Annotated in this window: 21 protein-coding genes; 2 read left to right on the forward strand and 19 right to left on the reverse strand. The window is 42.1% G+C overall.

Annotation, left to right across the window (positions count from 1 at the left end):
* Nucleotides 1–36 precede the first annotated feature (36 nt).
* On the forward strand, nucleotides 37–354 hold the full coding sequence (locus HNR53_RS08440; RefSeq protein ID WP_184524834.1) for an ArsR/SmtB family transcription factor: 318 nt from the start codon (nucleotides 37–39) through the stop codon (nucleotides 352–354).
* Here HNR53_RS08440 and HNR53_RS08445 read toward each other — a convergent pair.
* Nucleotides 351–1,283, reverse strand: a complete 933-nt coding sequence (locus HNR53_RS08445; RefSeq protein ID WP_184524836.1) for a cation diffusion facilitator family transporter — start codon at nucleotides 1,281–1,283, stop codon at nucleotides 351–353. The genes HNR53_RS08440 and HNR53_RS08445 overlap by 4 nt on opposite strands.
* Before the next feature lie 361 nt (nucleotides 1,284–1,644).
* Between HNR53_RS08445 and HNR53_RS08450 the strand changes: the two genes are divergently transcribed.
* Complete coding sequence (locus HNR53_RS08450; protein ID WP_184524838.1) at nucleotides 1,645–2,508, forward strand: cation diffusion facilitator family transporter; 864 nt, start codon at nucleotides 1,645–1,647, stop codon at nucleotides 2,506–2,508.
* 237 nt (nucleotides 2,509–2,745) lie between these two features.
* Here HNR53_RS08450 and HNR53_RS08455 read toward each other — a convergent pair whose 3' ends face one another.
* The 18 genes from HNR53_RS08455 to HNR53_RS08540 all read right to left on the reverse strand — a co-directional run bounded on the left by HNR53_RS08455 (nucleotide 2,746) and on the right by HNR53_RS08540 (nucleotide 24,250).
* A complete protein-coding gene (locus tag HNR53_RS08455; RefSeq protein ID WP_184524840.1) occupies nucleotides 2,746–4,071 on the reverse strand; it encodes a gluconate:H+ symporter in 1,326 nt (441 codons plus the stop codon).
* 92 nt (nucleotides 4,072–4,163) lie between these two features.
* The gene (locus HNR53_RS08460; RefSeq protein ID WP_184524841.1) at nucleotides 4,164–5,183 is read right to left on the reverse strand and encodes a sugar kinase; all 1,020 of its coding nucleotides are present in this window, start codon (nucleotides 5,181–5,183) and stop codon (nucleotides 4,164–4,166) included.
* Between the two features lie 390 nt (nucleotides 5,184–5,573).
* Nucleotides 5,574–6,770 (reverse strand): PDZ domain-containing protein, encoded by a 1,197-nt coding sequence (locus HNR53_RS08465; RefSeq protein WP_184524843.1) that lies wholly within the window; start codon nucleotides 6,768–6,770, stop codon nucleotides 5,574–5,576.
* Between the two features lie 96 nt (nucleotides 6,771–6,866).
* Nucleotides 6,867–7,460: a DUF2238 domain-containing protein gene (locus HNR53_RS08470; RefSeq protein ID WP_184524845.1), complete on the reverse strand. Its 594-nt coding sequence runs from the start codon at nucleotides 7,458–7,460 to the stop codon at nucleotides 6,867–6,869.
* A gap of 361 nt (nucleotides 7,461–7,821) precedes the next feature.
* Complete coding sequence (locus HNR53_RS08475) at nucleotides 7,822–9,294, reverse strand: S41 family peptidase (RefSeq protein ID WP_184524847.1); 1,473 nt, start codon at nucleotides 9,292–9,294, stop codon at nucleotides 7,822–7,824.
* Nucleotides 9,295–9,456: 162 nt separating this feature from the next.
* Nucleotides 9,457–10,743, reverse strand: a complete 1,287-nt coding sequence (locus HNR53_RS08480) for a murein hydrolase activator EnvC family protein (RefSeq protein WP_184524849.1) — start codon at nucleotides 10,741–10,743, stop codon at nucleotides 9,457–9,459.
* 222 nt (nucleotides 10,744–10,965) lie between these two features.
* Complete coding sequence (gene ftsX / locus HNR53_RS08485) at nucleotides 10,966–11,859, reverse strand: permease-like cell division protein FtsX (protein ID WP_184524852.1); 894 nt, start codon at nucleotides 11,857–11,859, stop codon at nucleotides 10,966–10,968.
* Nucleotides 11,849–12,535 carry a cell division ATP-binding protein FtsE gene (gene ftsE, locus HNR53_RS08490; protein WP_184524855.1) on the reverse strand — a complete coding sequence of 229 codons (687 nt, stop codon included), beginning with the start codon at nucleotides 12,533–12,535 and terminating at the stop codon, nucleotides 11,849–11,851. Before ftsE ends, ftsX begins: the two co-directional genes overlap by 11 nt.
* Nucleotides 12,536–12,871: 336 nt before the next feature.
* A complete protein-coding gene (gene cccB, locus HNR53_RS08495) occupies nucleotides 12,872–13,213 on the reverse strand; it encodes a cytochrome c551 (protein ID WP_184524857.1) in 342 nt (113 codons plus the stop codon).
* Nucleotides 13,214–13,430: 217 nt separating this feature from the next.
* A protein-coding gene (prfB, locus tag HNR53_RS08500; protein WP_184524859.1) for a peptide chain release factor 2 occupies nucleotides 13,431–14,532 on the reverse strand; the annotation gives its coding sequence in 2 pieces (ribosomal slippage) (nucleotides 13,431–14,459 and nucleotides 14,461–14,532; 1,101 coding nt in all).
* A gap of 181 nt (nucleotides 14,533–14,713) precedes the next feature.
* Nucleotides 14,714–17,233, reverse strand: a complete 2,520-nt coding sequence (secA, locus tag HNR53_RS08505) for a preprotein translocase subunit SecA (protein ID WP_184524861.1) — start codon at nucleotides 17,231–17,233, stop codon at nucleotides 14,714–14,716.
* A gap of 541 nt (nucleotides 17,234–17,774) precedes the next feature.
* Complete coding sequence (gene hpf, locus HNR53_RS08510; protein ID WP_184524863.1) at nucleotides 17,775–18,323, reverse strand: ribosome hibernation-promoting factor, HPF/YfiA family; 549 nt, start codon at nucleotides 18,321–18,323, stop codon at nucleotides 17,775–17,777.
* A gap of 255 nt (nucleotides 18,324–18,578) precedes the next feature.
* Nucleotides 18,579–18,926, reverse strand: coding sequence for a flagellar protein FliT (gene fliT, locus HNR53_RS08515; RefSeq protein WP_184524865.1), 348 nt, complete (start codon nucleotides 18,924–18,926; stop codon nucleotides 18,579–18,581).
* Nucleotides 18,926–19,327, reverse strand: a complete 402-nt coding sequence (gene fliS / locus HNR53_RS08520; protein WP_184524867.1) for a flagellar export chaperone FliS — start codon at nucleotides 19,325–19,327, stop codon at nucleotides 18,926–18,928. The genes fliT and fliS overlap by 1 nt, the downstream gene beginning before the upstream one ends.
* An 83-nt stretch (nucleotides 19,328–19,410) precedes the next feature.
* Complete coding sequence (locus HNR53_RS08525; RefSeq protein WP_184524870.1) at nucleotides 19,411–20,961, reverse strand: flagellar hook-associated protein 2; 1,551 nt, start codon at nucleotides 20,959–20,961, stop codon at nucleotides 19,411–19,413.
* Between the two features lie 53 nt (nucleotides 20,962–21,014).
* A complete protein-coding gene (flaG, locus tag HNR53_RS08530) occupies nucleotides 21,015–21,374 on the reverse strand; it encodes a flagellar protein FlaG (RefSeq protein WP_184524872.1) in 360 nt (119 codons plus the stop codon).
* A 357-nt stretch (nucleotides 21,375–21,731) separates the two neighbouring features.
* Nucleotides 21,732–22,679, reverse strand: a complete 948-nt coding sequence (locus HNR53_RS08535; RefSeq protein WP_184524874.1) for a DUF4097 family beta strand repeat-containing protein — start codon at nucleotides 22,677–22,679, stop codon at nucleotides 21,732–21,734.
* Between the two features lie 356 nt (nucleotides 22,680–23,035).
* Entirely contained in the window at nucleotides 23,036–24,250 is a 1,215-nt protein-coding gene (locus tag HNR53_RS08540) for a multidrug effflux MFS transporter (RefSeq protein WP_184524875.1), read from the reverse strand.
* Between the last annotated feature and the right edge of the window lie 764 nt (nucleotides 24,251–25,014).

Genomic DNA, 25,014 nt, shown 5'->3' on the forward strand with positions numbered 1-25,014 from the left:
GAATATTCGTTATAATGAATAATAGGAGTTGATAAAATGGAAAACGAAAACCAACCGGCGGCAGAGCAAGAGCTAGATGAAGAAACATTATTTATCGTGGCACAGACCTTTAAGGCGTTGTCCGATCCTACCCGGATCCGGATTCTTCATCTGCTCTTTCATGGCGAGCATTCCGTCAATGAAATCGCTGAAAAGCTGGGGCTGCTGCAATCAACAGTTTCCCACCAGCTGCGCTTCCTGAAAAATTTGCGACTCGTTAAATTCCGCCGCGAAGGAACGTCTTTATTTTACACACATGATGATGAACATGTGATGGATATCCTCAAGCAGACGATTGAACATGCCCATCACTAATTACAGGTTGGATGTGGATTCGGACATCCATTTTGATTATTTTCTATCTGGAGTGTGCTATGCTCGATTCCGAAATGATCATGCAGGATTGTCTGCGCCTCCAGTAGAATATTATCATGAATGCCTGGTGCCTCTATGGCAATATGGCAGCTCAGCATTGGCATTCCCGATGTGATTGACCAGATATGAAGGTCATGCACTTCCATAACATGCGGGATATTTAACAAGGCCGCTTTCACATCATCCATATGAAATTGATCCGGTGTTCCTTCCATTAATATATGGAAAGAATCCTTTGTTACTCTCCAGCCGCTGATAAGAATTAAAACAGCAACGATGATGCTGGCAATTGGGTCGGCAATTCCCCAGCCAAAGAAGATCATCAGTAAAGCGGCAGCGATGGCCCCAACCGAACCAAGCATATCTCCAATCACATGAAGGAAAGCGCTTCTTACATTTAAGTTTTCCTCTTTATCACCGCTCATTAAAATCCAGGCCGCGGCAATATTGACCAACAGACCAATAACGGAAATGATCAGCATCCCCGTACTTTGCACCTCTGGCGGATTCAGAAAACGGTGAAAGGCTTCATAAAAGATGTACAGTGAAATGACCATTAATGTAATGCCATTTAAAGATGCGGCGATAATTTCAAACCGTCTATAACCAAAGGTTTTGGATTGGGATGCTTGCTTCTCGCCAAGCTTCATGGCAAAAAAACTCAGTCCCAAGGCCGCAGCGTCACTCAACATATGACCGGCATCTGACAGCAGGGCGAGACTGTTCGTGACGATACCGCCGATTACTTCGACAACCATAAAAAGTGATATGAGTAGAAACGCAGAAAATAACGCTTTTTTATTGCCAGCATGACCGTGTGAATGGCCATGACTATGTCCGTGGTGATGGTGTCCATGGTGATGTCCCATATAACCGCCTACTTTCTTCTCTTATATGAATATATGTTCATATATATTATGAAATAGAGACAGAAAAAGTTCAATAGTTTTTACTATTTTTCACATTTTCATCATAATAATTTGTAGTAAATATTTCAATATAATAGCAAGAGCCGATGCCGTCATTATGGATAAGTATAAAATACACATTTCCTATGAATACTATTTAGGTAAAGAAAACTCGCCGATTGGCGAGCCAAAAGGCGAAGACAGAGGCGTAGCTGCACTTATACTTTTTTCCTAAAAATTGCTGCTCCGCCGGGGTTCTTCTTCGCTGCAATTTTATACTAAAAGTGTAAAAAAGCAATGGTCTAGTGGAGGTTTTTATGGGATGGGGGAAACAAATTTAAAGAAAGCAGAAAAAGGAGCATGGATTAGCATTTCTGCTTATATTTTATTATCAGCCATCAAGCTGACCGCGGGTAAAATCGGCCACTCAGAAGCCTTGTGGGCAGACGGTTTAAATAACCTAACTGATATCCTTGCATCGGCGGCAGTATTAATCGGTCTGCGCATCTCACAGAAACCGCCTGATGATAACCACCGCTACGGACATTCAAGAGCGGAAACGATCGCCTCATTAATGGCGGCCTTAATTATGTTCACGGTTGGCTTTCAGGTCATTTTTCAATCGATACAGTCCTTTTATCAGCATGATGCCAGTGACCCGAACATCATGACCGCCCTGGTGGCATTATTGTCCGCCGTCTTTATGTTTGCTGTCTATGTTTACAATCTTCGGTTGTCGAAAAAACTTAACAGCAAGGCACTGTATTCAGCAGCTCAGGATAACCGTTCGGATGCCCTTGTCAGTGTTGGTGCCGCGGTTGGAATTTTGGGGTCCTATTTTGGTCTTTCCTGGCTTGATCCATTGGCTGCGGTTATCGTCGGATTGATGATCTGCCGTACTGCTTGGGGCATCTTCAAGGAAGCGTCACTTGATTTAACCGATGCATTCGAAGTGGAGAAGCTAAAGGAACTTGAAGCAACGATTAATAAAACACCGGGCGTGAAATTAGTTAAAGACATCAAAGCCCGTTTGCACGGCAACCGAACAATTGTCGATGCCACTATTTTTGTCGAGCCGACTTTAACAATTGTAGAAGGACACCAGATTGCTGAAAACGTGGAAGAACGGCTGATTGCGGAACACGATGTGCAGGATTCAAATATTCATATCGAGCCGCAAATGTAAAGAAAAAGGGAAAGCGCATCAGATGATGACGCGCCTTCCCTTTTTAATAATCAAATGCGCCTTGGCGTATTTGCGCCCTATACTAGCGCGCTTGCTCGAAAAATTCCCTTTGAAAAATCGAGGCAATCCGCCGGAGGCTTAACTTTATTCAGCCGGGGTTTGAACCCTCACTGAATTGGTAAAGTTATTGCATTCATCCCACCACTTATAGAAATAGGAGACTTCTGCTGAATAAAGTTACATAAAAATATCGAGAATCAATACGACTGAAAGTCCCACTAATGAGTTAACCAATAGCAGCAATCCCCATGTTTTAAAGGTATCTTTAATGCTGATGCCAAAGTATTCTTTAAATAACCAGAATGAAGCATCGTTCACATGTGTAATCGTGTTGCTTCCGGCCGCCGTCGCTAATACAAGCAGAACAGGATTCACATCCATTGTGTCCATCAGCGGTGAGATAATCCCTGCAGCCGTAATCGCTGATACAACCCCCTGGCCTGTCATAATACGAATGATCGCCGTAATCAGCCAAGCCATAAACAACGGATTCATATGTAAGTTATGCATCATCGATGCGATTGTTTCACCGGTACCGGAATCAATGATGATTTGCTTGAAGGCACCACCGGCACCAACGATAAAGATAATCATCGCGATCCCTTTAATACCATCAGCAAAGGAATCCATGACTTCATTCATCTTACGGCCTCGTTTTAAGCCAAATACGTAAATAGCGATTAGAACTGAAATTAACATACTGATTTCGGCACTGCCAAAGAAGTTTACAATATTAAAGAAAATAGTACCCTCTGCAATAAACATTTTAATAATGGTTCCGCAAGTAATGATAATAGCAGGTGTAAGCGGCACCAGAATACTTGTCGCAAAACGAGGCATTTCTTCGTTTGTAAATTGTTTCGTTTGCTCCAGCAATTTAGGAATTGGACGATCTAAATTCTTTAAAAATCTTGGCAAGATAATTCCGGCACAAATAACTGCCGGGATAACAACGATAAGACCCAAGATATAAACCATACCCATATCCGCGCCATATGCTTCAACAAGCGCAGTTGGTCCGGGCTGCGGCGGGAAGATACTATGAGCCATTGTCGCAGCTGCAACCCCTGTTATTCCGAGTCGTAAAAATGGAATTTTTGCTTCTTTTGCAATACTGATAACCAGAGGAGCAAGAATAATAAATGCAACTTCATAAAAGACTGCGATACCGAAAACTGCTCCGGTAATAATCAGTGCCCACTCAATATATTTGATCCCAAATTTATCAATTAATGTGGTGGCAATTCGCTGTGCGGCACCGGAGTCAACCATTAATTTACCCAGTACAGCACCAAAACCAATAATAAGTGCCAAACTTCCCAAAGTACCACCAAATCCTGCTTTAACTGTCGCAATAACATCCGCTAAAGATAAACCATTTAAAATTCCTACTAATAGTGCCACAATTAAAAGGGCCACAAAGCTGTTCAGCTTGAACTTCATATTTAAGAATAGAAGCAATGCCACCCCAACTATTACCCAAAGTATTGGTAACCAACTCATCTCTTTTCTCTCCTTTAATTTATTTCTAATTTATTTCTAATTTATGAAATATAAATTATTTCCGCATAGTCTTTGCATTTGGAGCCTAAATATTATCTCCTAATGGAAAAGGAATTCCGATTTTCCATATATTGTTCCACCTCTGCTAAACTCATCAAACCTGCATCGCCTTCAATGGTATGCTTCAAAGCGAAGCATGCCGTGGCAAAATCAACCGCCCTTTGCGGCTCATACCCATTCACTAGGGAGTAGACCAGCCCCGTTGAAAAGGCATCGCCCGTACCGACACGATCGACGATTTCAACATCCGTTTCAGGAGATTGATAAAAGCCGCTGCCGTCTGAAAGAAGTGCTTTTAATTGATGATGATTCACAGACAACTGATTTCTAAATGTCATCGCAATATACTTCAAAGCAAATTTTCGATGCATTTCCTGCATAATCTCTTTATAATCATCCGGACCAGGCTTTGCCGGTAAGCGGTCTTTGATTTCGTTTCCTTCAGCATCCAGTAATTGCAGCGGTTCGACTCCAATACACACATCAACATCCTGCATCAGCTCAGTCATTTTTTTGCGTGCGTTTTCAAAAGTCCATAGGGAGCTTCGATAATTTAAATCACAGCTTGTCGTTAGCCCCATGCGTTTAGCCACTGCTAAGGACTGCTTTGTTAATTGAAAAATTTCTTCATTTAAAGCAGGGGTAATACCGCTGATATGGAACCAATCCGCATCTTGAAAAGCAGCCTCTAAATCGTATTCATCCGTTTTCGATGTGGCAAAAGAAGAGCCGCTGCGGTCATAAATTACCTTCGAAGGACGGATCGAATATCCTTTTTCTAAATAGTAGATTCCAATCCTTTCCCCGCCAAACAGCATTTGCTCGGTATCTACCCCATATCGATTCAGCTGCTGATTGGCACTGTAACCAAGAGCATGATCCGGTAATTTACTAACAAATGACGTTTTTAATCCTAATTGCGACAAGCCAATCGCTACATTCGCCTCTCCACCGCCATAGACAACATCAAAGGCTTGAGTCTGCTGAATCTTTTGCTGACCTGGTGCTGATAAGCGCAGCATAATTTCCCCCATTGTTACTACTTTCTTCATTTTAATTCCCACCCTTTAAAAACTTTATTCTCATTCTTCCTTCTTCTACCAGAAGTTGTATTTGATGACTAACACTTTGTCCAGAGTAACTCGCTTACATTTCTCTATTCCATTCGAACTATTCCACATTGTGAAACTATATTTTATTACCCGGAATCTGTTTTCAGTATATAAACTATTGTTACGAAAATCAATGTAAATTTTTGAATTTCCCTTTATTTATTTTTTCACACTATTTAAACCTGTTATGCTAGCTCCTAAGTGCCTGTATAGGCTATTTTTCCTTTAAAAATGAAACCTATCCTTTCTTTGAGTACTAGCTGTTAAAAACGCAAAAAAAGAACCGGGATATGACTCCCGATTCCGCTTCTCTTATTTAACAATCAATCGTTACTGCACTCTTTTTGTTTCCCACTTTCTCTCATCCTGAACAAAGAGAATTCCCAGTTCATGATGGTCACCTTCAAAGAGGGCGCGCTGAGTCAAGCGGATCTGTCCGTTTACGTCCAAAACCTCCAGCTTACAGTGGGCACGGTTTTGCATTAGTGCATTATAAAAAGACTCCTCATCATTTACCGGTGCACCATTTACTTTCATCACCAATTCGCCAACTTCCAAGCCCATCCCCGCAGCAGGAGAATCAGGCAAAACCCCAAGAATCATCACTCCTTGATTTTTCATTGAAAAATAAAACGGCAGGTTATCCTCTATCGATCGCTGTCTGAAAGAAATGATCTCCCGGCCAATGATCGCCAGCGCGACGATAACAATCGAAGCCAACGGATACCAATAGCCAATCAGCGATAAGACAACCAGAACGCTCCCAAGCTTTACGACCCTCTTTCCGACACTCTTCACAGACTCTGCCGGCAGCATCCCTTTAATATACTGGAAGAAGCCGATGGTGAATGGGACTAGGATAAGTGCATAGCTTTGTTCTCCGATAGAAAAAAGCGGCCACCATTTAAATGGCGCTGCCAAAGATTCGCCCGGAATCATTAAGAAGACTGGCAGCATCCATAACCTTTTTACTTCATGGATCCCAACAACCAGCCCTCTTTTTCCAATGACCAGCTTCGGCGATGTTCCTTTACCCCCATTTCTGCTGATCAAAATGCCTTCTGCAAGGATTAACAGGGCTAACAGGACCGCAATCGGCGAGAGAATGTCCGGACTCCATTCAGGGGTTTTGCTCGTAATCAGCGGCAGCTCCCACTTTTTACTAAGGAAAAAGAGCATGGCAAAAAATGCAAACCCTACCGTATAAACAGGAGATAACAGCCGTATTTTCGCAGTTAAGCTCCATAGAAGCGTGAAGCCCGCAGCAAAAACGATAAGTTCAATGGGAATGACAAGTCCCGCTCCAATGGTGATAATGGACAGAACGAGACCCGCGGCAAGCCCAAGCGGCAACAGCTGCCGCAATTCAAAATACGCATTTTCGGCACGGACATGGAAATTTTTCCTCTCCCTTTTGACCCTCGAAACGCCTAAAATGGCTGCTAGGAAAAAAAGATAATAAAAAACAGGATTCAGCAGCAGCCTTCCCAATCCTTTTAGCAATTCCAACATCCATTCTTGTACCAATGCCGCCACCAACCTTATATTCAAGATTACAATCTAAATCCAACGTTAAAAGACACTATTAAACTCTATTCTATCAAATTAGGAAGAGGCAGTAAATTATTGGCTGGAGCTCTGTTGTTTAGACTTGCGTTTGCTGATGAAAATGGCTGCTATCGCTCCTCCAATCATCCCGTCAATCATGTCAAACATCGTGTCATCCGGGTCCCGGCCCTGGGCGGTAAAATGAAATAATTTATCACCGGCAAATTCGAGAAGCTCCCATACCCCGGCTCCGGCAAGAGAAAAGCAAAAAATATAGAGAACGATAAAAGAATTTGGAAGCCTACTACTCCATTCCTTCCCTGTCAAATACTTTAATAAAATCCAACTGCCATATCCGAGAAAGATACCCGAGAAAATATGGAGTGCATCATCGAAATGAGGGATACGGTACATGCCGCCAAACGTGCCAAACCCGACGGCCATTAGGATAAAGCCGTAGAGGATACAGACAAAAAGGGAAGGCAGTTTCATATACTTTTGCCCGATGGAAATCGCAGCCATTAAGGTGAGTGTCATGAAGCCCATAAACACTTTTGTATTTTTATCCATGAAAAACATATAACCCGTACCGGCAGCAATAAAAATCAGCACGAGCCAGAATGCAGCCCTTTCCCAAACGACGGCACCCCTTTTCTCTGTTGTTCCCATTTTCCCGCCTCCTGTCTCTAAAACTATTGTACTCTATATCTGAGACCGCGGTCCTCCTCCAATAAAGATTTTTCCTGACATGATCAAATTCGCCTTGGCGTATTTGCGCCCGATTTTTTTCGAGCTTGCTCGAAAATTTCCTTTGAAAAATCGAGGCATCCGCCGGAGGCATTAACTTTATTCAGCCGGGGTTTGAACCCCCGCTGAATTGGTCAACTTATTGCATTCATCCCCCACTTATAGAAGTGGGCGATTTCTGCTGAATAAAGTTAAAGGGATCGGACTCATGCCTTGCACCTCCAGAAAGAATTACTTCAGGAGATTGCTTGCGTGAGTCCGATCCCTGATATGTCAGCCAAGCTTACTCAATTTTTTCAATAAATTTATAGGCGGCCTGTAATTGCAGGTCATTTTTTTCCTTTTTCTGTTCATCAATGACTTTTTGTTCCAGAGCTTTTGCTGTTTTTTCATCGACTCTGCCATTGGCAGGCAAATTATTTTCCATTTGAAATGCTTTAACTGCTGTTTCCGTACCATTATCAAAATAACCATCCGTTCTCCCAGGCTCGTAGCCAATATTCGTCAAGATAGACTGCACATTTTTAACCTGCTCACTATTCATATCCTTCGCTAACGGTTCCGTCATTTGCACCGGGTGCAGCTGGAACAGCCTCGATTGCTGGACTTCTAAATCAGGCTTAATCCCTTTATTGTGGATCCAATTGCCGTCAGGTGTGAGCCATTTATACAGTGTCAGCTTAATATTGCTGCCATCCCCCATTGGCTTTGCCTGCTGTACAGTTCCTTTGCCGAAGGTTTTCTCCCCAATCAGCGTATAGCCCTCAGCCTCTGAAAGCGCACCGGCGAGAATCTCCGAAGCTGAGGCACTTCCTTTATCAATTAACACCGCTACAGGATAAGCCTTTTCTTCTTCCAGCGTCGTATAGAACTTGTCTCTCTCCCCATTACGCTTTTCAATCTGGACATACGGTTTTTCCTTGGAGACAAATTCCTTTAAGATATCCTGCACGCTTTCGAGCAGACCGCCTGGATTACCGCGGACATCAATAATTAACCCGTCTATTTTCTTTTTCTCCAGCTCCTTCAGCTGCTTACTGAAGTCAGCCGCTGTTTCTTTTGAAAAAGTAGTCACTTCGATATAACCGATTGACTTGTCTCCTTGCTTTCTCACTTTTGAATGGACTGTTATTTGCGGGATCTCGTCCCGTTTCACAGCTATGACAATCGGTTCCTTCAGACCCTGCCGCAGGAGCTCCAGTTTGACGGTGGTGCCTTTTTTACCGCGGATTTTAACCGTCGCTTCATATAAATCCAAGCCTTCAACGCTTTCCCCGTTCACTTTGAGGATTTGATCATTTGGCTTGACGCCGGCCTTTTCCGCAGGGGAATTCTTAAACGGAGCGACAATGACAATTTTCCCATCCACCATGCTGACCTCTGCGCCAATCCCTTCAAAGGAAGGCTCCAATGCTTCATTAAATTGCTTCGAAATTTCCTTGTTCATATAAACCGAATAAGGATCCTTTAAAGAAGTAATCATTCCCTGGATGGCTCCTTCAATCAACTGCTCATCCTTTACCTCTTCAACATAACTGCCTTTAATTAATTGATAAGCCTGGACGAATTTATCCATTGTTTCGACATCCTGTACAATGGCTTCTTGGGCTGCGTCATCTGCCACTGCTTCTGTTTCAGATTTTAATTCAACCGCTGCCGGTGCATCCCCGTCTAACCAGGTAATAGCAGCATAAGTACCACCGGCGCCTGTTAGTAAGGATCCTATCATGAGAAGTGCTATCCACCTTTGCTTCATTCCCATCTCCCTTTCTGCCCATCCTCTGCATCTAATTCAATATATGTAATAATGGACGAGTTATGAGAATTTCCACAAGAAAAGATGGAAGCGGTGTTAGAGCATACGCAAAAAAAAGAAGAGCGATTCACTCTTCTTTTCTTATGATTCTATTAAAATATATTACAACGGAACAATTCCAACTGGATTGATTGCATTTGATTTTGCGGCATTCCATGGACCTCTGTGGAGCTCGAAATGCAAATGCTGGCCGTATGAATCGCCGGTATTGCCCATATAGCCGATTTGCTGACCTTTTGAAACGACAGCCGAATCCTCGACAGAACGGCTGCTTAAATGGGCATAAACCGTTGTATAAGTCTGTCCATTAACCGAATGCGCGATCATGATGCAGTTTCCGTAGCTAGTAGAAAAATAGGAACGGATCACCACTCCATCAGCAGCGGCAACAACAGGCACAGTACCGCCCTGAGCAATATCGACTCCGTAATGGAAGCCCCCGCCATTAAAACCGCGGTAACCAAAGCCGGATGACAGACGGCCCGAAGCCGGTCTTGTAAAGGTTCCGCTCGAAACCGGTGGTGCTTCCACCGCAGGTCCGCTGCCGCCTCTGCTGCGGCTTTCAGTCGCGGTACGGCTCGCCGCTTGAGCAGCTTCACGCTGTCTTTGCTGCTCCAATTCAATCGCTCTTTGGATCGCTGCACCCTGGCCGGCTAAGATCGACTCCTGCTCTTCAAGAGTCATGACCAATTGCTTGACCTGAGTCTCCTCCTGTTGCAGCTGGGCCATCAATCTATTTTTCTCTTCTTTGTTCACATCTAGATCTTTCATTAACGTTTCAAGCTCTTGGCGCATCGTTTCGAGGGAGGCTAAGTCTGCTTTCACCTTTTCCTGCTTTTGTTCTAAAGCCTTTTTATCCTCTGTATGCTGCTTCAGAATTTCCTGATCTGCTTCCATGATGACCGCAACGGCGCCAATCCGATCAATAAATTCACTGAAGCTTTTTGCACCGATTAATACATCAATATAACCAATTTTACCGCCATTTTCCTGATAGGAACGGGCACGTTCTTTTAAAACTTCATTCCGCTCTTCAATCCGTTTGATTAAGACGTCAATTTCTTTATTCAGTGCATCAATCTCGGTCTTTTTCTCATTGATTTGCTGGTTCTTTTCCACAATTTTCGTTTCTGTGTCGCCAATTTGGAGATCAATTGCATTGATTTCCGCTGTTACCTGATTTTGCTTGGCTTGTATTTCACCCAGCTGTTCATTCGAACTATCAATCTTATCCCCTATTTGATCTCGTTTACTTTTAATCTCATTACTCTTATCCTGTAAATCTTGCATTTTTGATGCTGCCAGTGTTTTTTCCACTGGGACAGCTGCAAAAACAGTACTGAATCCCATTACAGCAGTCACAGATAGTGCAAAAATAGATCTTTTCAATTGTGATTTCTCCTTTCCCGTGAATGCCCAAAACATTATGTATAGGTAAATCTATTTCACTTTTAAAACTGCCTATGGCAGCTACATCGATACTAGTTAAAATATCACACGATAAATCCTATTCTAATCGTAAAAACATTACTTTTTTCATAGAAAGAGGGCACAGGATACCGGAGCTTCTTGAAAAAAGAAGCATTCTCCAGTATCCAAAGGGCCCGGCTATTAGACTTTCAAAAACTTCCTTACAGACATCAGACTTCCCCAGACACCAATTAAGGCCCCCATTAAAATGAGCAGTCCTGCCACTTGATAGAAAAATGGATTGAAATCTAACATTTGAATAAAGTTGCCTTTTAATTTTGGAGACAAAAATTCATAGAGATAGAAATAGGTGATGCCAACGATGGTTACAGGCAGTACGGAACCGATCAATCCCAGCCACAATCCTTCGAGGAAGAATGGCCAGCGAATAAACCAGTTGGTGGCACCAACAAGTCTCATAATCTCGATTTCTCTTCTACGGGCAAAAATTGTAATTTTAATCGTATTAGAAATTAAAAACATCGCTGTAAATAAAAGTCCGATAATTAAGATGATTCCAACGTTTCGGCTTGTATCCGTTACTTGGAAAATCTTCTCAACTGTCCCTTGACCGTATTTTACTTTTGCAGCATATTGCATTTTTTCAATTTTTTTTGCCACCTTGATCGTGTCAGTCGGTTCTTTCGTTTTCACGATAAAGACGTCACTTAGCGGGTTATCCTGCTCAAATAACTTAAAGGCCTCTCCCTCTTCGCCAAAGCTCTGCACTAAATTATCCAGTTCTTTTTCCTTCGGAGAAAACTTAACACTATCTACTTCCGGGAGGGCAGCAATCTGCTTGTGCAATACTTCCTGCTGGTCCTTTGCAGCAGCTACGTCGATATGGACGCGTATCTCAACATCCTCTTCAATCCCCTTAGCCACTTGATTCAAGTTCATCATGATGACAAAAAATACTCCGACAAGAAGCAGGGTAATGGTTACTGCACCTACGGACGCAAAGGTCATCCATCCATTTCTTCCTAAACTCTTAAAACTCTCTCTTACATGGCGGCGAAATGTTCTAGCTTTCATATCCGTAATCACCTCTCTGCTCATCCCGCGCGATGACACCACTTTCAATCGCAATCACACGATGCTTAATGGTGTTGACTATTTCTCTATTATGGGTAGCCATTACGACCGTAGTTCCCCTTTGATTAATCTCTTCAAATATTTTCATAATGTCCCATGATGTATCTGGGTCAAGGTTTCCTGTAGGCTCGTCCGCAATTACAACCTTCGGGTTATTCACGATGGAACGGGCAATCGTTACACGCTGCTGTTCCCCGCCTGATAATTCAGATGGCAGCATTCGTGCCTTATGCTTTAAGCCAACCAGATCCAACGTTTCCATTACCCGTTTTTTAATATTTTCCGGATACTCTTCAATTACTTCCAAGGCAAAGGCCACATTTTCAAAAACGGTCAGTGTCGGCAGCAATTTAAAGTCCTGGAAGACAACGCCGATTTGCCTGCGCAATAAAGGAACCTTTGCATCTCTTAATTTTGAGAGGTTCATTCCGTTTATCATAATGGTTCCTTTTGAAGGTGCTTCTTCACGATACATCATCTTAATAAACGTAGATTTGCCGGCTCCGCTCGGTCCGACAACATACACAAATTCACCTTGTTTGATTCGGGTAGTGATCCCATTAGCCGCTACCACTCCATTAGGATATTTCTTATATACATTTTCCATTTCAATCATTTGTTTATCACCTAATATCATTTTATTGGAAAAGAATAAGTCTTCGTTCGATAATTTTCGACATTTTTATACAAAATCCATCCTCTTTTTGCAACTATTCCATTATAACATCATACGATAACAAAATAACTGTAAAAAATATTACAGTTTCTTTTCATATGGAAAAAAGGTTGGATAAAGCAGGGAAAAATTGTGAATTTACAGGAATTTTGAAAGAAAATTCAAATTTGAAGGTATGAGGAGGAGGAGGGACTCACTGGAGGGAAAAGGAAACTGCCTCCCTTTATACAATAGCAGCTATTGTATAAAATCAGGCAGCCCCTTTTCTTTTCTATATTATTTCTTTGCCGCTAACCATTCAGCAACAGCATCAAGCTCTTCGCCTTTGATTAATCCGCCAGGCATAGCATTTCTACCGTCTTTCAGTACGGTTGCAATTTCATCTTTCGATAATCTGGATCCTACTGTTTTCAGTTCAGGACCTACACCACCGCTTAGGTCTGCATTGTGGCAAGCGGCACAGTATTGGCCATATACTTTCTCAGCATCTCCAGCACTGGCAGTTTCTGTTGTATCTGTTCCGCCTTCGCTTTTGGCAGCATCATCTTTGTCTCCGCCGCCGCATGCAGCAAGAACAAGAGAAGTACCGAATAATAGTGCTAATAATTTCTTCTTCAAGTTTTGTCACCCCTTATGGAAATAAAAGCATAGTACAGCTACATTATACCAACCCCGGTTCCATTTGACATTAGGATCATTTCTTCTACTGTCGCAAAATCAAGGCAAATGTATGGATATCAATGGTTTCGGCAATTGTTTCAATATTGTGAACAGCTAAAAAAACCCCTGCCGCCAAAAATGCGGTCAGGGGTTTTGCTGTTCATTATGAAAAAGATTAATTAATCTTCGAACGCAGGTAAGCATCGATGAACATATCAATATCTCCGTCCATGACTGCTTGAATATTACCTGTTTCCACACTCGTACGGTGGTCTTTTACCATAGAATATGGATGGAAGACATAAGAGCGAATTTGGCTGCCCCAGCCGATTTCCTTTTGCTCACCGCGGATTTCTGCCATCTGCTCCTCTTTCTTTTCAATTTCCAATTGATAGAGTTTGGATTTCAGCATTTTCATCGCTTGCTCACGGTTTTTAATTTGTGAACGCTGGTTTTGGCAGGTAACTACGATTCCAGATGGAAGATGGGTAATCCGGATCGCTGATTCTGTTTTGTTGATATGCTGTCCGCCCGCACCGCTTGCACGATACGTATCGACTTTGATATCTTCTGTGCGAACCTCGATTTCAATATCATCGTTAAATTCAGGCATGATTTCGCAGGATACAAAGGATGTATGACGACGCCCTTGAGAATCAAACGGTGATATACGGACAAGACGATGAACACCTTTTTCAGCCTTTAAGTAACCATAAGCATTGTGACCTTTAATCGAGAGCGTAACACTCTTAACCCCCGCTTCCTCACCGGGAAGATAATCAAGAGTTTCCACTTTGAAGCCTTTTTTCTCCGCCCATCTTGTGTACATCCGAAGAAGCAGCGAACCAAAGTCCTGTGACTCGGTACCGCCTGCACCCGGATGCAATTCAAGAATAGCATCATTGCGGTCATATGGTTCACTTAACAAAAGCTGCAGTTCAAAAGTACTCATACGGTCGGATAAGCTTGTTAATTCAGTTTCCAGCTCCGCTTGAAGCTCTTCATCCGGTTCTTCCTTTACAAGCTCATAAGATACTTCCAGGTTTTCATAAATTTCTTGTAAACCATTATATTCATTCACAAGGTCTTTTAACGCGTTTAATTCATTAATAATACCTTGTGCTTTTTGCTGATCGTCCCAGAAATCAGGTCTTAACATGTCTTCATCTAATTCAGCAATGCGCGCCTCTTTATTTTCTAAGTCAAAGAGACCCCCTAAAGCCCGCTAATGTTTCAGCTATTTTTTCTAACTCATGACGTATTTCTGCTAATTCCATTTGTAACCCACCTCTGTATATTGTTCAATTTTTAATATTCGAAAAAATAACCCCTAATAATGTGTGAATGTTTCCCGCATAATTCTATAACAAAAGCTTTTGAATGAAAATCATTTTTTTCTCAAAAAGAGAGCCAACAGCCACTAACTCTGCCGACCCTCTTCCTCCATGATATGGTTAATTATTCAAATTTACCATGGCAATTTTTATATTTTTTGCCGCTGCCGCATGGACATGGATCATTACGGCCAATCGTTTCTTTTTTGACAACCGGCTTTTTCTTCGCCTTTTCACCGTCTTCCTTCGGATTCACGGCATGACCTTTAGCCACTTCCTGGCGCTCAAGATTCTGGCGGATTTCAGCCTTCATGATGTATTTTGCTGTGTCTTCTTCAATGGCTTCCACCATCATTTCAAACATCGCAAATCCTTCCTGCTGATACTCACGAAGCGGATTGATTTGACCATAAGCACGTAAATGAATCCCTTGACGGAGCTGATCCATCATATCAATGTGGTCAATCCATTTTGAATCGACGGCACGCAGAACGATTACCTTTTCAAACTCGCGCATTCTTTCTTCGCCTAGCTGTGCTTCTTTTTCATCATAGTGCTCTTTTACTTTGGCAATAATCAATTCGGTTACTTCTTCTGTGTCTTTCCCGCGTAAATCCTCGGCGGTAATGTCGCCTTCGTGAAGGAGATTTCCGTGTACATAATCGAGTAAAGCCTGAACAGATTTACCCCATTGGTCCGAATCCTCATTACTTAGGTCATGTGCCGCAACATTGCGCTGCAGCGATTGACTGATCATATTCTCGACGATGCTGCGCAGATTTTCGGATTCCAGTACGTCATTCCGCTGCGCATAGATGATTTCCCGCTGCTGACGAAGGACATCGTCATATTCCAGCAATTGTTTCCGGGCATCAAAGTTATTTCCTTCCACCCGTCTTTGCGCAGATTCAACCGCTTTAGATACCATCTTGCTTTGAATCGGCTGTGTATCATCCATGCCAAGCTTGGCCATCATCGCCTTCATATTGTCGGAGCCGAAGCGCCGCATTAATTCATCTTCCATTGAAAGATAGAACTGCGTTACCCCAGGGTCTCCCTGACGGCCTGAACGTCCGCGGAGCTGGTTATCAATCCGGCGTGACTCATGGCGTTCTGTCCCAATGACGGCCAGCCCGCCAAGTTCTGTTACTCCTTCACCGAGCTTAATATCGGTACCGCGGCCGGCCATGTTTGTCGCAATGGTCACGGCGCCTTTTTGCCCGGCAAAGGCAATAATTTCTGCCTCTTTCCCGTGGTTTTTCGCGTTCAATACATTGTGGCGGACGCCTTTTTTGATTAAATAATGAGAAATGATCTCCGATGTTTCAATCGCTACCGTACCAACAAGCACTGGCTGACCAAGCGCATGGCGCTCGGCAATATCTTCGACAACGGCTTTAAACTTACCTTCCATGGAAGCATATATTAAATCTGGGCGGTCATCACGGGCAATCGGTCTATTTGTTGGAATGACGACAACGTTCATATTATAAATATTGCGGAATTCCTCTTCTTCTGTTTTTGCCGTACCCGTCATCCCGGAAAGTTTTTCATACATCCGGAAGTAGTTCTGGAACGTAATCGTTGCGAGCGTCATGCTTTCATTTTGAATTTCCAAGCCTTCCTTCGCTTCAATCGCCTGGTGCAGTCCGTCACTATAGCGGCGTCCTTTCATTAATCGACCGGTGAATTGGTCAACAATGATAATTTCGCCTTCCTGAACGACATAATCGACATCAATATGCATGCTGGCATGGGCCTTTAATGCTTGGGTAATATGATGGTTAATCGTTACATTGTTAATATCAAATAGGTTTTCAATGCCAAAAGAACGCTCAGCCTTGTTCATCCCGCTCTCCGTTAATTGCACACCTTTTGTTTTTTCATCGTACGTGTAATCGTCCTCTCTTTTTAACGTACGAACGAAGGCATTGGCCTGAATATAGAGCTGGGTTGATTTTTGCGCAGAACCGGAAATGATTAAAGGTGTACGGGCTTCGTCAATTAAAATCGAGTCAACCTCATCTATTACCGCATAATACAGCGGACGCTGTACCTTTTGCTCCTTATAGAGCACCATATTATCGCGCAGATAGTCAAAACCAAGTTCATTATTTGTACTATACGTAATGTCACAAGCGTATGCCGCCTGCTTGTCTTCTTTCGATAAACCATTTAGATTTAATCCAACAGTTAAACCAAGGAAAGTATAAAGCTGTCCCATTTCACTGGCATCACGGCCGGCAAGGTAATCATTGACGGTTACGACATGTACCCCTTTTCCGGAAAGAGCATTTAGATAAACAGGCATCGTGGAAGTTAACGTTTTACCTTCCCCGGTTTTCATCTCTGAAATATTCCCTTCATGAAGGGAAATGCCCCCCATCAGCTGAACAGGATACGGATACAGACCTAGAACACGCTTAGCACCTTCCCGAACGACGGCAAATGCCTCATTAAGAAGATCATCCAAACTTTCCCCGCTTTGATAACGAATTTTAAATGCTTCTGTTTTATTCCGCAGTTCATCATCTGACAACTTGGCCATAGCAGGACCAAGCGCATCAATTTCCTCTGCCATTTTTGTGAGTCGTTTTATTTCGCGTTTGTTTGGATCAAACACCTTACTTAAAATCCCAGCCATACATACGCTCCTTTTACTTGATCAAATTCGCTCCGCCGAATTTGTGCCCGATTTTTTTCACGCTCAGAGCGCCACATCCTTATGTCTAGCCTGACTAGGACGTCCTGTCCGTCGCCGAGCTCGAAATCCTTTGAAAAATCGAGGCATCCACCGGTTTTATTGATATGATTGTGAAAAAAAATTACTGCATTTTTAAAACTTACTGTTTTTTTGTTCATGAAAAAAGATTCGCTTTGAAGTTAACGAATCCTTCCTTGACTTTTCGTTCGTTTCCTCCATTATCTTACCACTTCCACTAATCAGTGACAACTTGTGCATAAAAAGCAAGATTTCTCTTTATATACGAAAAACTCTTCTTTTAAGATTCATTTTTATGAAGATTTTTTGTGAGAAAATCACCTCATTTGGGAAGGTTCAAGCTTGATTGTAGTGCATGATGAAGGATAACACGTTTTGATTAAATTTAGATTAAAGTTAAAAAACGCAGCCCCCATTTTAGGAGCCGCGTTACTATTTGTTAAGTATTTAGTTACTTTTTAGCTTAATGTGTTTCGATTAAGCCGTAACGTCCGTCTTTACGTTTGTAAACAACATTTGTGCGGTTTGTATCAGCATTAGTGAAAACGTAGAAGCTGTGACCCAGCATGTTCATTTGCAGAATCGCTTCTTCGCTGTCCATTGGTTTTAGGTCAAAGCTTTTTTGACGAACAAGCTCAAGCTCATTGTCATCTTCCACTGCTGCAGGTTCATCATTCACAGTTGCGAACAAGGTGTTCAGGCTTCCTTTTTCACGCATTTTACGATTCACTTTTGTCTTATGTTTACGAATTTGACGCTCTAATTTATCAGTAATAAGGTCAATTCCAGCATACATATCATCGTGAACTTCCTCTGCACGTAACACTAGATTTTGCATCGGAATAGTCACTTCTACTTTTGCCTTTTTATCTGTGTAAGTTTTCAAGTTAACATTTACATTAGCTGCGGGTGTTTCAGTAAAATAGCGCTCAAGCTTTGCTATTTTCTTTTCAACGTAGTCTCTGATTGCTGGAGTTACCTCAATGTTTTCACCACGAATGTTATAATTCATAAGTGAACTCCTCCTTTATCTTTTTTACAATCTTCAATATTAAAAAGGTCCGCGTTAACCGCTTTCCTTTATAATAAACATCATAACCTTACAATTTGAAGATGTCTATTTTGGAATTTCTTATATGATTACATTTCTATTTTGCCCCTTTAAACTCCTGCTAAATCATCAAAGTTTTTTCATAATGTGTCGAATTTTTGACATTCCTGACGTATTTATCACTAATTTTGAATTTTCCTGCAGGCGGCCGTTTGTTTACTTGCGTTTATCATAGAAGCCGCCCTCAACGGTGATGAGGGATTCATAGGGATTTGTGTATTTTTTATTATTTTCCTTTTGCTTTTTTAGCAGGATCATATCCTGTTGGATGACAGATTTCTCTTGTTCCAGCAGCTTTAGCAGCTTTTGATTTAATTCAGGAAGCAGGATTCCAAACTTTTGTTCTTCCTGTGAAAAAGGGGGCTTTATCTCTTCCATAAGCCCCTCCCGATGTGCTAGTAAGTTCTCGATTTGTTCAATTTTCTCGTCCCGTTTTATTTGTTGATTTTCTAGTAACTGTATTAATTGTACCGTTGTGTCATAAAAATCCTTGACTGCGTTCACTAAACCCTGCCGCCTTCTGTAAACTGTTTCTGCCGGTTCAGTTGTATCACCTGTTTCCAGGTATCACGGAATTCTTTTATGAAGCCTTCTACTTCATCTAAAATCGCAGCATCATTTTTTAAATTGGCATCAATTAGGCGGCGATTGCAGTAGTCATATAGTGCCATCATATCCTGTGAAACCGCAATATCCATATTTAACGTAACCATTAATTCCTGGATGATTTTCTGCGCCTTAATTAAATTCGTATTTTTTTCTTCTATATTATGATCTACGATGGCCTTCTTAGCGAGAAGGATAAATTTAAGGCAGCCATTGTAAAGCATAAGGGTCAATTCGCCCGGTGACGCGGTATTGACAGAGTTTTGCTGATAGGATTTATATGGATTGTGCATAGCCATTATGGTTACTTCCTTTCTTTACTTGCCTTTAGGAACTTTAGTTATTGAGTATATTTATCATAGTTGTCATAATTTTAACTTTTTTAGCTAAAATACTGCATGAGGGACGTTGACTGTGAATTAGCCTTCTGGATCATTTTTTCCATTGCGCTGAATTGTTTGTAGTAGCGGGTCTCCAGGTCGCTCATCCTTTCCTCATAGCGGTCAATTTGTGAATTAACACTGGTTAAAAGCCGCCCGATCGTGAATTGACTATTTGTTTTCGTGGAACTGCCTGCTTTTTCAACCAGACTTTCCATGGAACTTTTTATGGAATCGCGCAAACGTCTGGCAAGTCCTTTTGTTTCTTTGCTTGTCCCCTCATTCGCAAATAGCTTGTAAACTGCATTTGGATCCTTATTGATCGCTTCCTTCAGTTTCGATTCATCAATAATCAACTTACCCCCATCGCGATAGTTGCTGGAGGTTTTGATGCCGATATCTGATAAATGGTTAAAATCGCTGGTTAAGCCGCCTACTGTCGAATATAAGTCCATCCGCATCGTATTTAAGGCACTGGAAAGAATGGAATCATTGCGGAGAAGTCCGCTGCGGGCTTTTTCCTCCCACAGTTCTACCTGCTTATCTGACATCGCCTCTTTTTCTTTATTCGATAAAGGCTGGTAGGAGCGGTACCGTTCCTCCTTCAATTCACCCTGAATTTTCTCAATGACCTCATTGTATTTATCAACAAAGGTTTTGACGCTGTTGAATACCGTGTCGACATCGGTGGTGGTGGAGATGATTGCGGGATTATCCACATCAGTTTTCTTTTTAAGCGTATACTGAATGCCATTTAGGGTAAAAGTGTTGGATGATTGCTTTGTTAGATAGCCGTTGATTTTCAACTCTGCATCTTGACCTGACTGATCTTGAACCAACGTATACTCTCCTACTTTGCCTTTAGCAGCTGCAAAACCTAAATCACCTAAAAATTCATTTGTTGCTGTAGTGGTATCGGCTGTGATAAGTTCTCCTCCAGAACCCGTTTTATTAGAGGAAAAAATAACTCGATCTTCGTATACCCCACTACCAATATCAATTTTTGCCCGCATTGCGGACACACCTAGTTCAGAGTTATTGAATTTACTGATTACCGAGTCGATACTGTCATCCGTTTTAATTTCAATTGAAACTTCCCTATAAACAGTTGCCCCAGGATCTTTTACTTTAAACTTTAATGTTGTATCAGTTTTTACTTTTACTGAACCATCTTCCGCAGATACTGTAAAATTTCCAGATGTTTTTATATCGTCTGTTGCTTTCCAGGAAGCGGCCTCAGCTAATTTGACAACATCAATTTTATTCGACACATTCGCCTGCGAGTTGATCGCTACTGCAGACACGGCGCTGTCATTGGATGAAGTTACTTTCTTCGCTATAAAGTTTTTCTGCAAAGAGACATTGTCAAATATGGCTCTGTCGAGATTGTCCAATAGTGTATTCATGGAGCGGTAATCATCGCGCTGCCATTCCAGGATCTGCTTTTGCTGATTTAATTTATCAAGCGGAATTCTTTTTATTTTCATCATATCCGAGACAATCGAGTCAATGTCCATGCCGCTCGCAAGACCGCTTATTCTCATATTAGCCATTTTCTTTTACCTCTCTTAATTTTTTCATACAAATTTATCTCAACTGGTCCATGTCAAATTTTCCTGTCCACCAGTATCCCTACAAATTCCATCATATCGGCATAGGCGTCTAACAGTTTACTCGAAGGAATCTCTTTAATGACTTCTTTTGTCTTATCATCTACCACTCTGATATAGTAGTCATTCAGCCGATCATGCAGCACGAATTTAATGGAAGTACTTGCCGGCTGGATGAAATCATTCATACCCTGAACAACTTCTTCCATTTTTTCTTTCGTCATTCCCTTGTGACGTTTTTCTTTCTCCTGATCCATGCTCTTCAGAAAATCTTCTTCCTTCACTGGTGTTACTTTTTCAGTTGCTGCGACTCTCGTTGCGTTGTAGTGTTGTTGATTCGAAACCCGGTCCATCATTTTGTCCTCCCCCCCTGAGCTCACTATGATTATTATTTATATCGGCAAATAAATGATTTTTTTAATTATGTTGACGTAAAGTTGGGTTTTAAAAATTTCCAAAAATTACGACAAATATAAACAAAATTCGATATTTCCTGGGTAATAATTCAACGAATAGGAGTTCCCCTTTTTTTGCGTTCATTTCATATAATAGGCAGCCAGGCTTTCATGGTGAAGGAATGAGCCGAGGAAAATGCCGGTTATTAAGCGGCCGGTTTTGATTGGGATGGAAAAAAGGCAGCCGGAAAGAGCAAGATTTTACCTCGATACATAAAAGAGGCTCTGTTCAGATGAAAACAGAGCCTCTTCTTTGCATCATTGTATAGTGAAATCTCCTGAAGATGTTCTGACATCGACAACATAATCGCCATTTCCAATTTCACCTTTTATGGAATGCTCTGTTTTTTTCTCAAAAAGCATTCCGTCCAATTGTACATTCGCTTCCCCGGAAATGCCGTCATAATTTAATGCCAGCGACAGAGGATTCTTATTCAATTGAATACCAACATCACCGCTCATGGAATCAACTATTATATTTCCGTTCAGCTTATCATTGCTTATCTGGATGTCACCGGACATGTCCCTAACTTCAATGTCTCCCGTAACATGATCTAACCGAATATCGCCGGATATGGATGACAAGGTAACAAATTTTGTCTCCGCTTTGCGGATGTACGCATCACCACTTGTAGCATCAATCTGCAAATTTTCCGCTTTCATATCCTGCAGCGTCATATCCCCGCTAATGGTGTGGATGGAAAATTTCTTTTCGGAGATACTATCCTCAGCGTTTATATCTCCGGAGTTAGTGTTGAGCGAAATTTCGTCTGCCTTCACATTTTTCACCACCATATCACCGGATACCAGATCGACATCTATCGCTTTATAAACCTTTTCCGGCAGCGCAACCTCCAGATTAACATCCACCATATTGATGCCAATATTAGGGTTCCAATCTCCGTCATCCCGGATCACAGCAATTTTGACTGTATTGCCATTCTCCGTGACCTCCAGTTTAAATTGGTCCTTAAACTTCCTGCTGACCTTTCCTTTCATCTCGACTGTTATATCCTTGCCGGATGTAGAAGTGACATGAACATCACTTGAGGCATGCTGAATCTCTATCTGCTCTATCTTGTCATTTTTCAATGTCTTTTTGTCCTGAATCGGCGCGGTTTTAAAGCCAAAACTATCTGTCATAAAAGATAGTGCGGCAAAACCGATTACGATAATCGCAATGATAATAAAAAGCAGCTTTTTCATTTTATTCACTCCTTTCTTGATTTTCAATCGCAGGATTCCTAGATTGTTCATGAACATGGCAAGGTTGGCGATGAGAGGCAAAGGCGGAAACAGTGTTTTTTGGGGGGCAGACTCATGATGATTGTTGATAACTTCAAGCCTTGTTTCTAGATGCTCATCGCATAAAATTGGTATCGCCTTACTAAATTTACCATTAAAATCATCTCCCTATTGGAATAATTATCCATATTGGGAGAAATCCCTTGTGACAAATTCGTGTGGATTTAATGGACGGGGATTTATTTTTCAAAAAAAGCTGACGGCAGCTAAAAAAACAGGTGCCTTCCCGATTGAGAAGACACCTGTTTTACTTCCCTTTATTTAGCCGCTCCCTTTACTGCAAACCTATAGGATAGGACAGCGACTAGCTGACAGCTGAGGATACCGATAGCCATCGGCCATGGGGATGGCACGTTACCGATGCCGACAAGCGGCGCCATAATTGAACCTAAAATAAAGGGCATTAACCCCAATAATGCGGCCGCACTGCCGGCTGATTTGCCCTGGCTTTGCATGGCGAGCGAGAAGGTTGTGGTTCCGACGATCCCTACGCTGGATACCACTAAGAATAGGGATGGCAGTACACCAACCAGACCCACATCCAATGTAAGCATAGAAACAAGCAGAAGTCCGCCCAAAAGGGCAATGCTGAGACCAATTTTCAAAAGCGTACTTTCCTTCACTTTCCCCGCAAGACGGCCGGTTGTCTGGCTGGCAATGATAATTCCCATGCCATTGATGGCAAAAATAATACTGAACATTTGCGGTGAAGCCCCAAAAACGTTTTGAATCACGAAGGGCGAGCCGGAAATGTAGGAGAACATTGCAGCCGTCACGAAGCCCTGAGTGAAGACATATCCCATAAAAATCTTATCGGTCAACAGTTTTCTCAAGGTGAGCAGCGTATTCTTTATTCCGCCTTTGATGCGGTTTTCCTCAGCAAGTGTTTCCTGGACGCTGAAGAAAGCAGCGCTGACCATTATGATACCTAACACGCCCAATACAATGAAGACTCCCCTCCAGGTCGTGAATTGAAGGATTTGTCCTCCGGCAACAGGGGCTAATATCGGCGCTGCTCCATTAATCAGCATTAACAGGGCAAAGAATTTTGTCAGTTCGATACCAGTATACATATCACGGACAATGGCTCTCGAAATGACCATTCCTCCAGCTCCCGAGACTCCTTGAATAAATCGAAGTAAAATAAGCACCCATACAGAAGGGGCGAGGGCACATAAAAACGAGGATACGCAGTAAACGATTAATGAAAGAACAAGGGGTATCCGTCTTCCTTTTTGATCACTGAGCGGACCAATGAAGAGCTGCCCTAACGCCATGCCAAGCAAGCTTGATGTTAATGTGAGCTGGGCTACAGACGTACTGCTTTGAAAATCCTCAACGAGCAGTGGGAGTGACGGCAGATACATATCTGTCGATAACGGGGCAATTCCGGCAAAGGAACCTAGCACAATGGCCATTCCAATTCGTTTTGTTTTATTCCTTTTTAAGGTCAATGTGTTTGTTTCACTCATGAATTTTGTTCCTTTCTGTCCAGGCTGGGTTGAGTTTGGTTTTACTTTAGATTTCCGTTCAAGGTTTCGACGCACATTTCAGAATATACTGTTAATTAATCGCAGTCAACTGATTCGACTTCTTCTTTATAGTGGGGGTCTCTTGGTGAGGCAGGAATCCAGGAAAGTTGTCTAATAGAAGGTCTCTAAAGGACAGGTTGAGCCAGGAATCCAGGAAAGCTGTCTAATAGAAGGTCCCTAAAGGACAGGTTGAGCCAGGAATCTAGAAAAACTGTCTAATAGAAGACCGCAAAAGGACAGGTTGACGCGGGAATCCAGAAAAACTGTCTAATAGAAGACCGCAAAAGGACAAGTTGACGCGGGAATCCAGAAAAACTGTCTTATAGAAGGTCTCTAAAGGACAGGTTGAGCCAGGAATCCAGAAAAACTGTCTAATAGAAGACCGCAAAAGGACAGGTTGACGCAGGAAACCAGAAAAGTTGTCTAATAGAAGGTCTTAAAATGACAGGTTGAGCCAGGAAACCAGAAAAGTTGTCTAATAGAAGACCCCTAAAGGACAGGTTGACGCAGGAAACCAGAAAAGTTGTCTAATAGAAGGTCTTAAAAGGACAGGTTGAGCCAGGAATCCAGAAAAACTGTCTAATAGAAGGCCTCTAAAGGACAGGATGACGCAGGAAACCAGAAAAGTTGTCTAATAGAAGGTCTTAAAAGGACAGGTTGAGCCAGGAATCCAGAAAAACTGTCTAATAGAAGGCCTCTAAAGG

The organism is Bacillus benzoevorans (assembly GCF_014207535.1).
Taxonomy (GTDB): Bacteria; Bacillota; Bacilli; order Bacillales; family Cytobacillaceae; genus Bacillus_BD; species Bacillus_BD benzoevorans.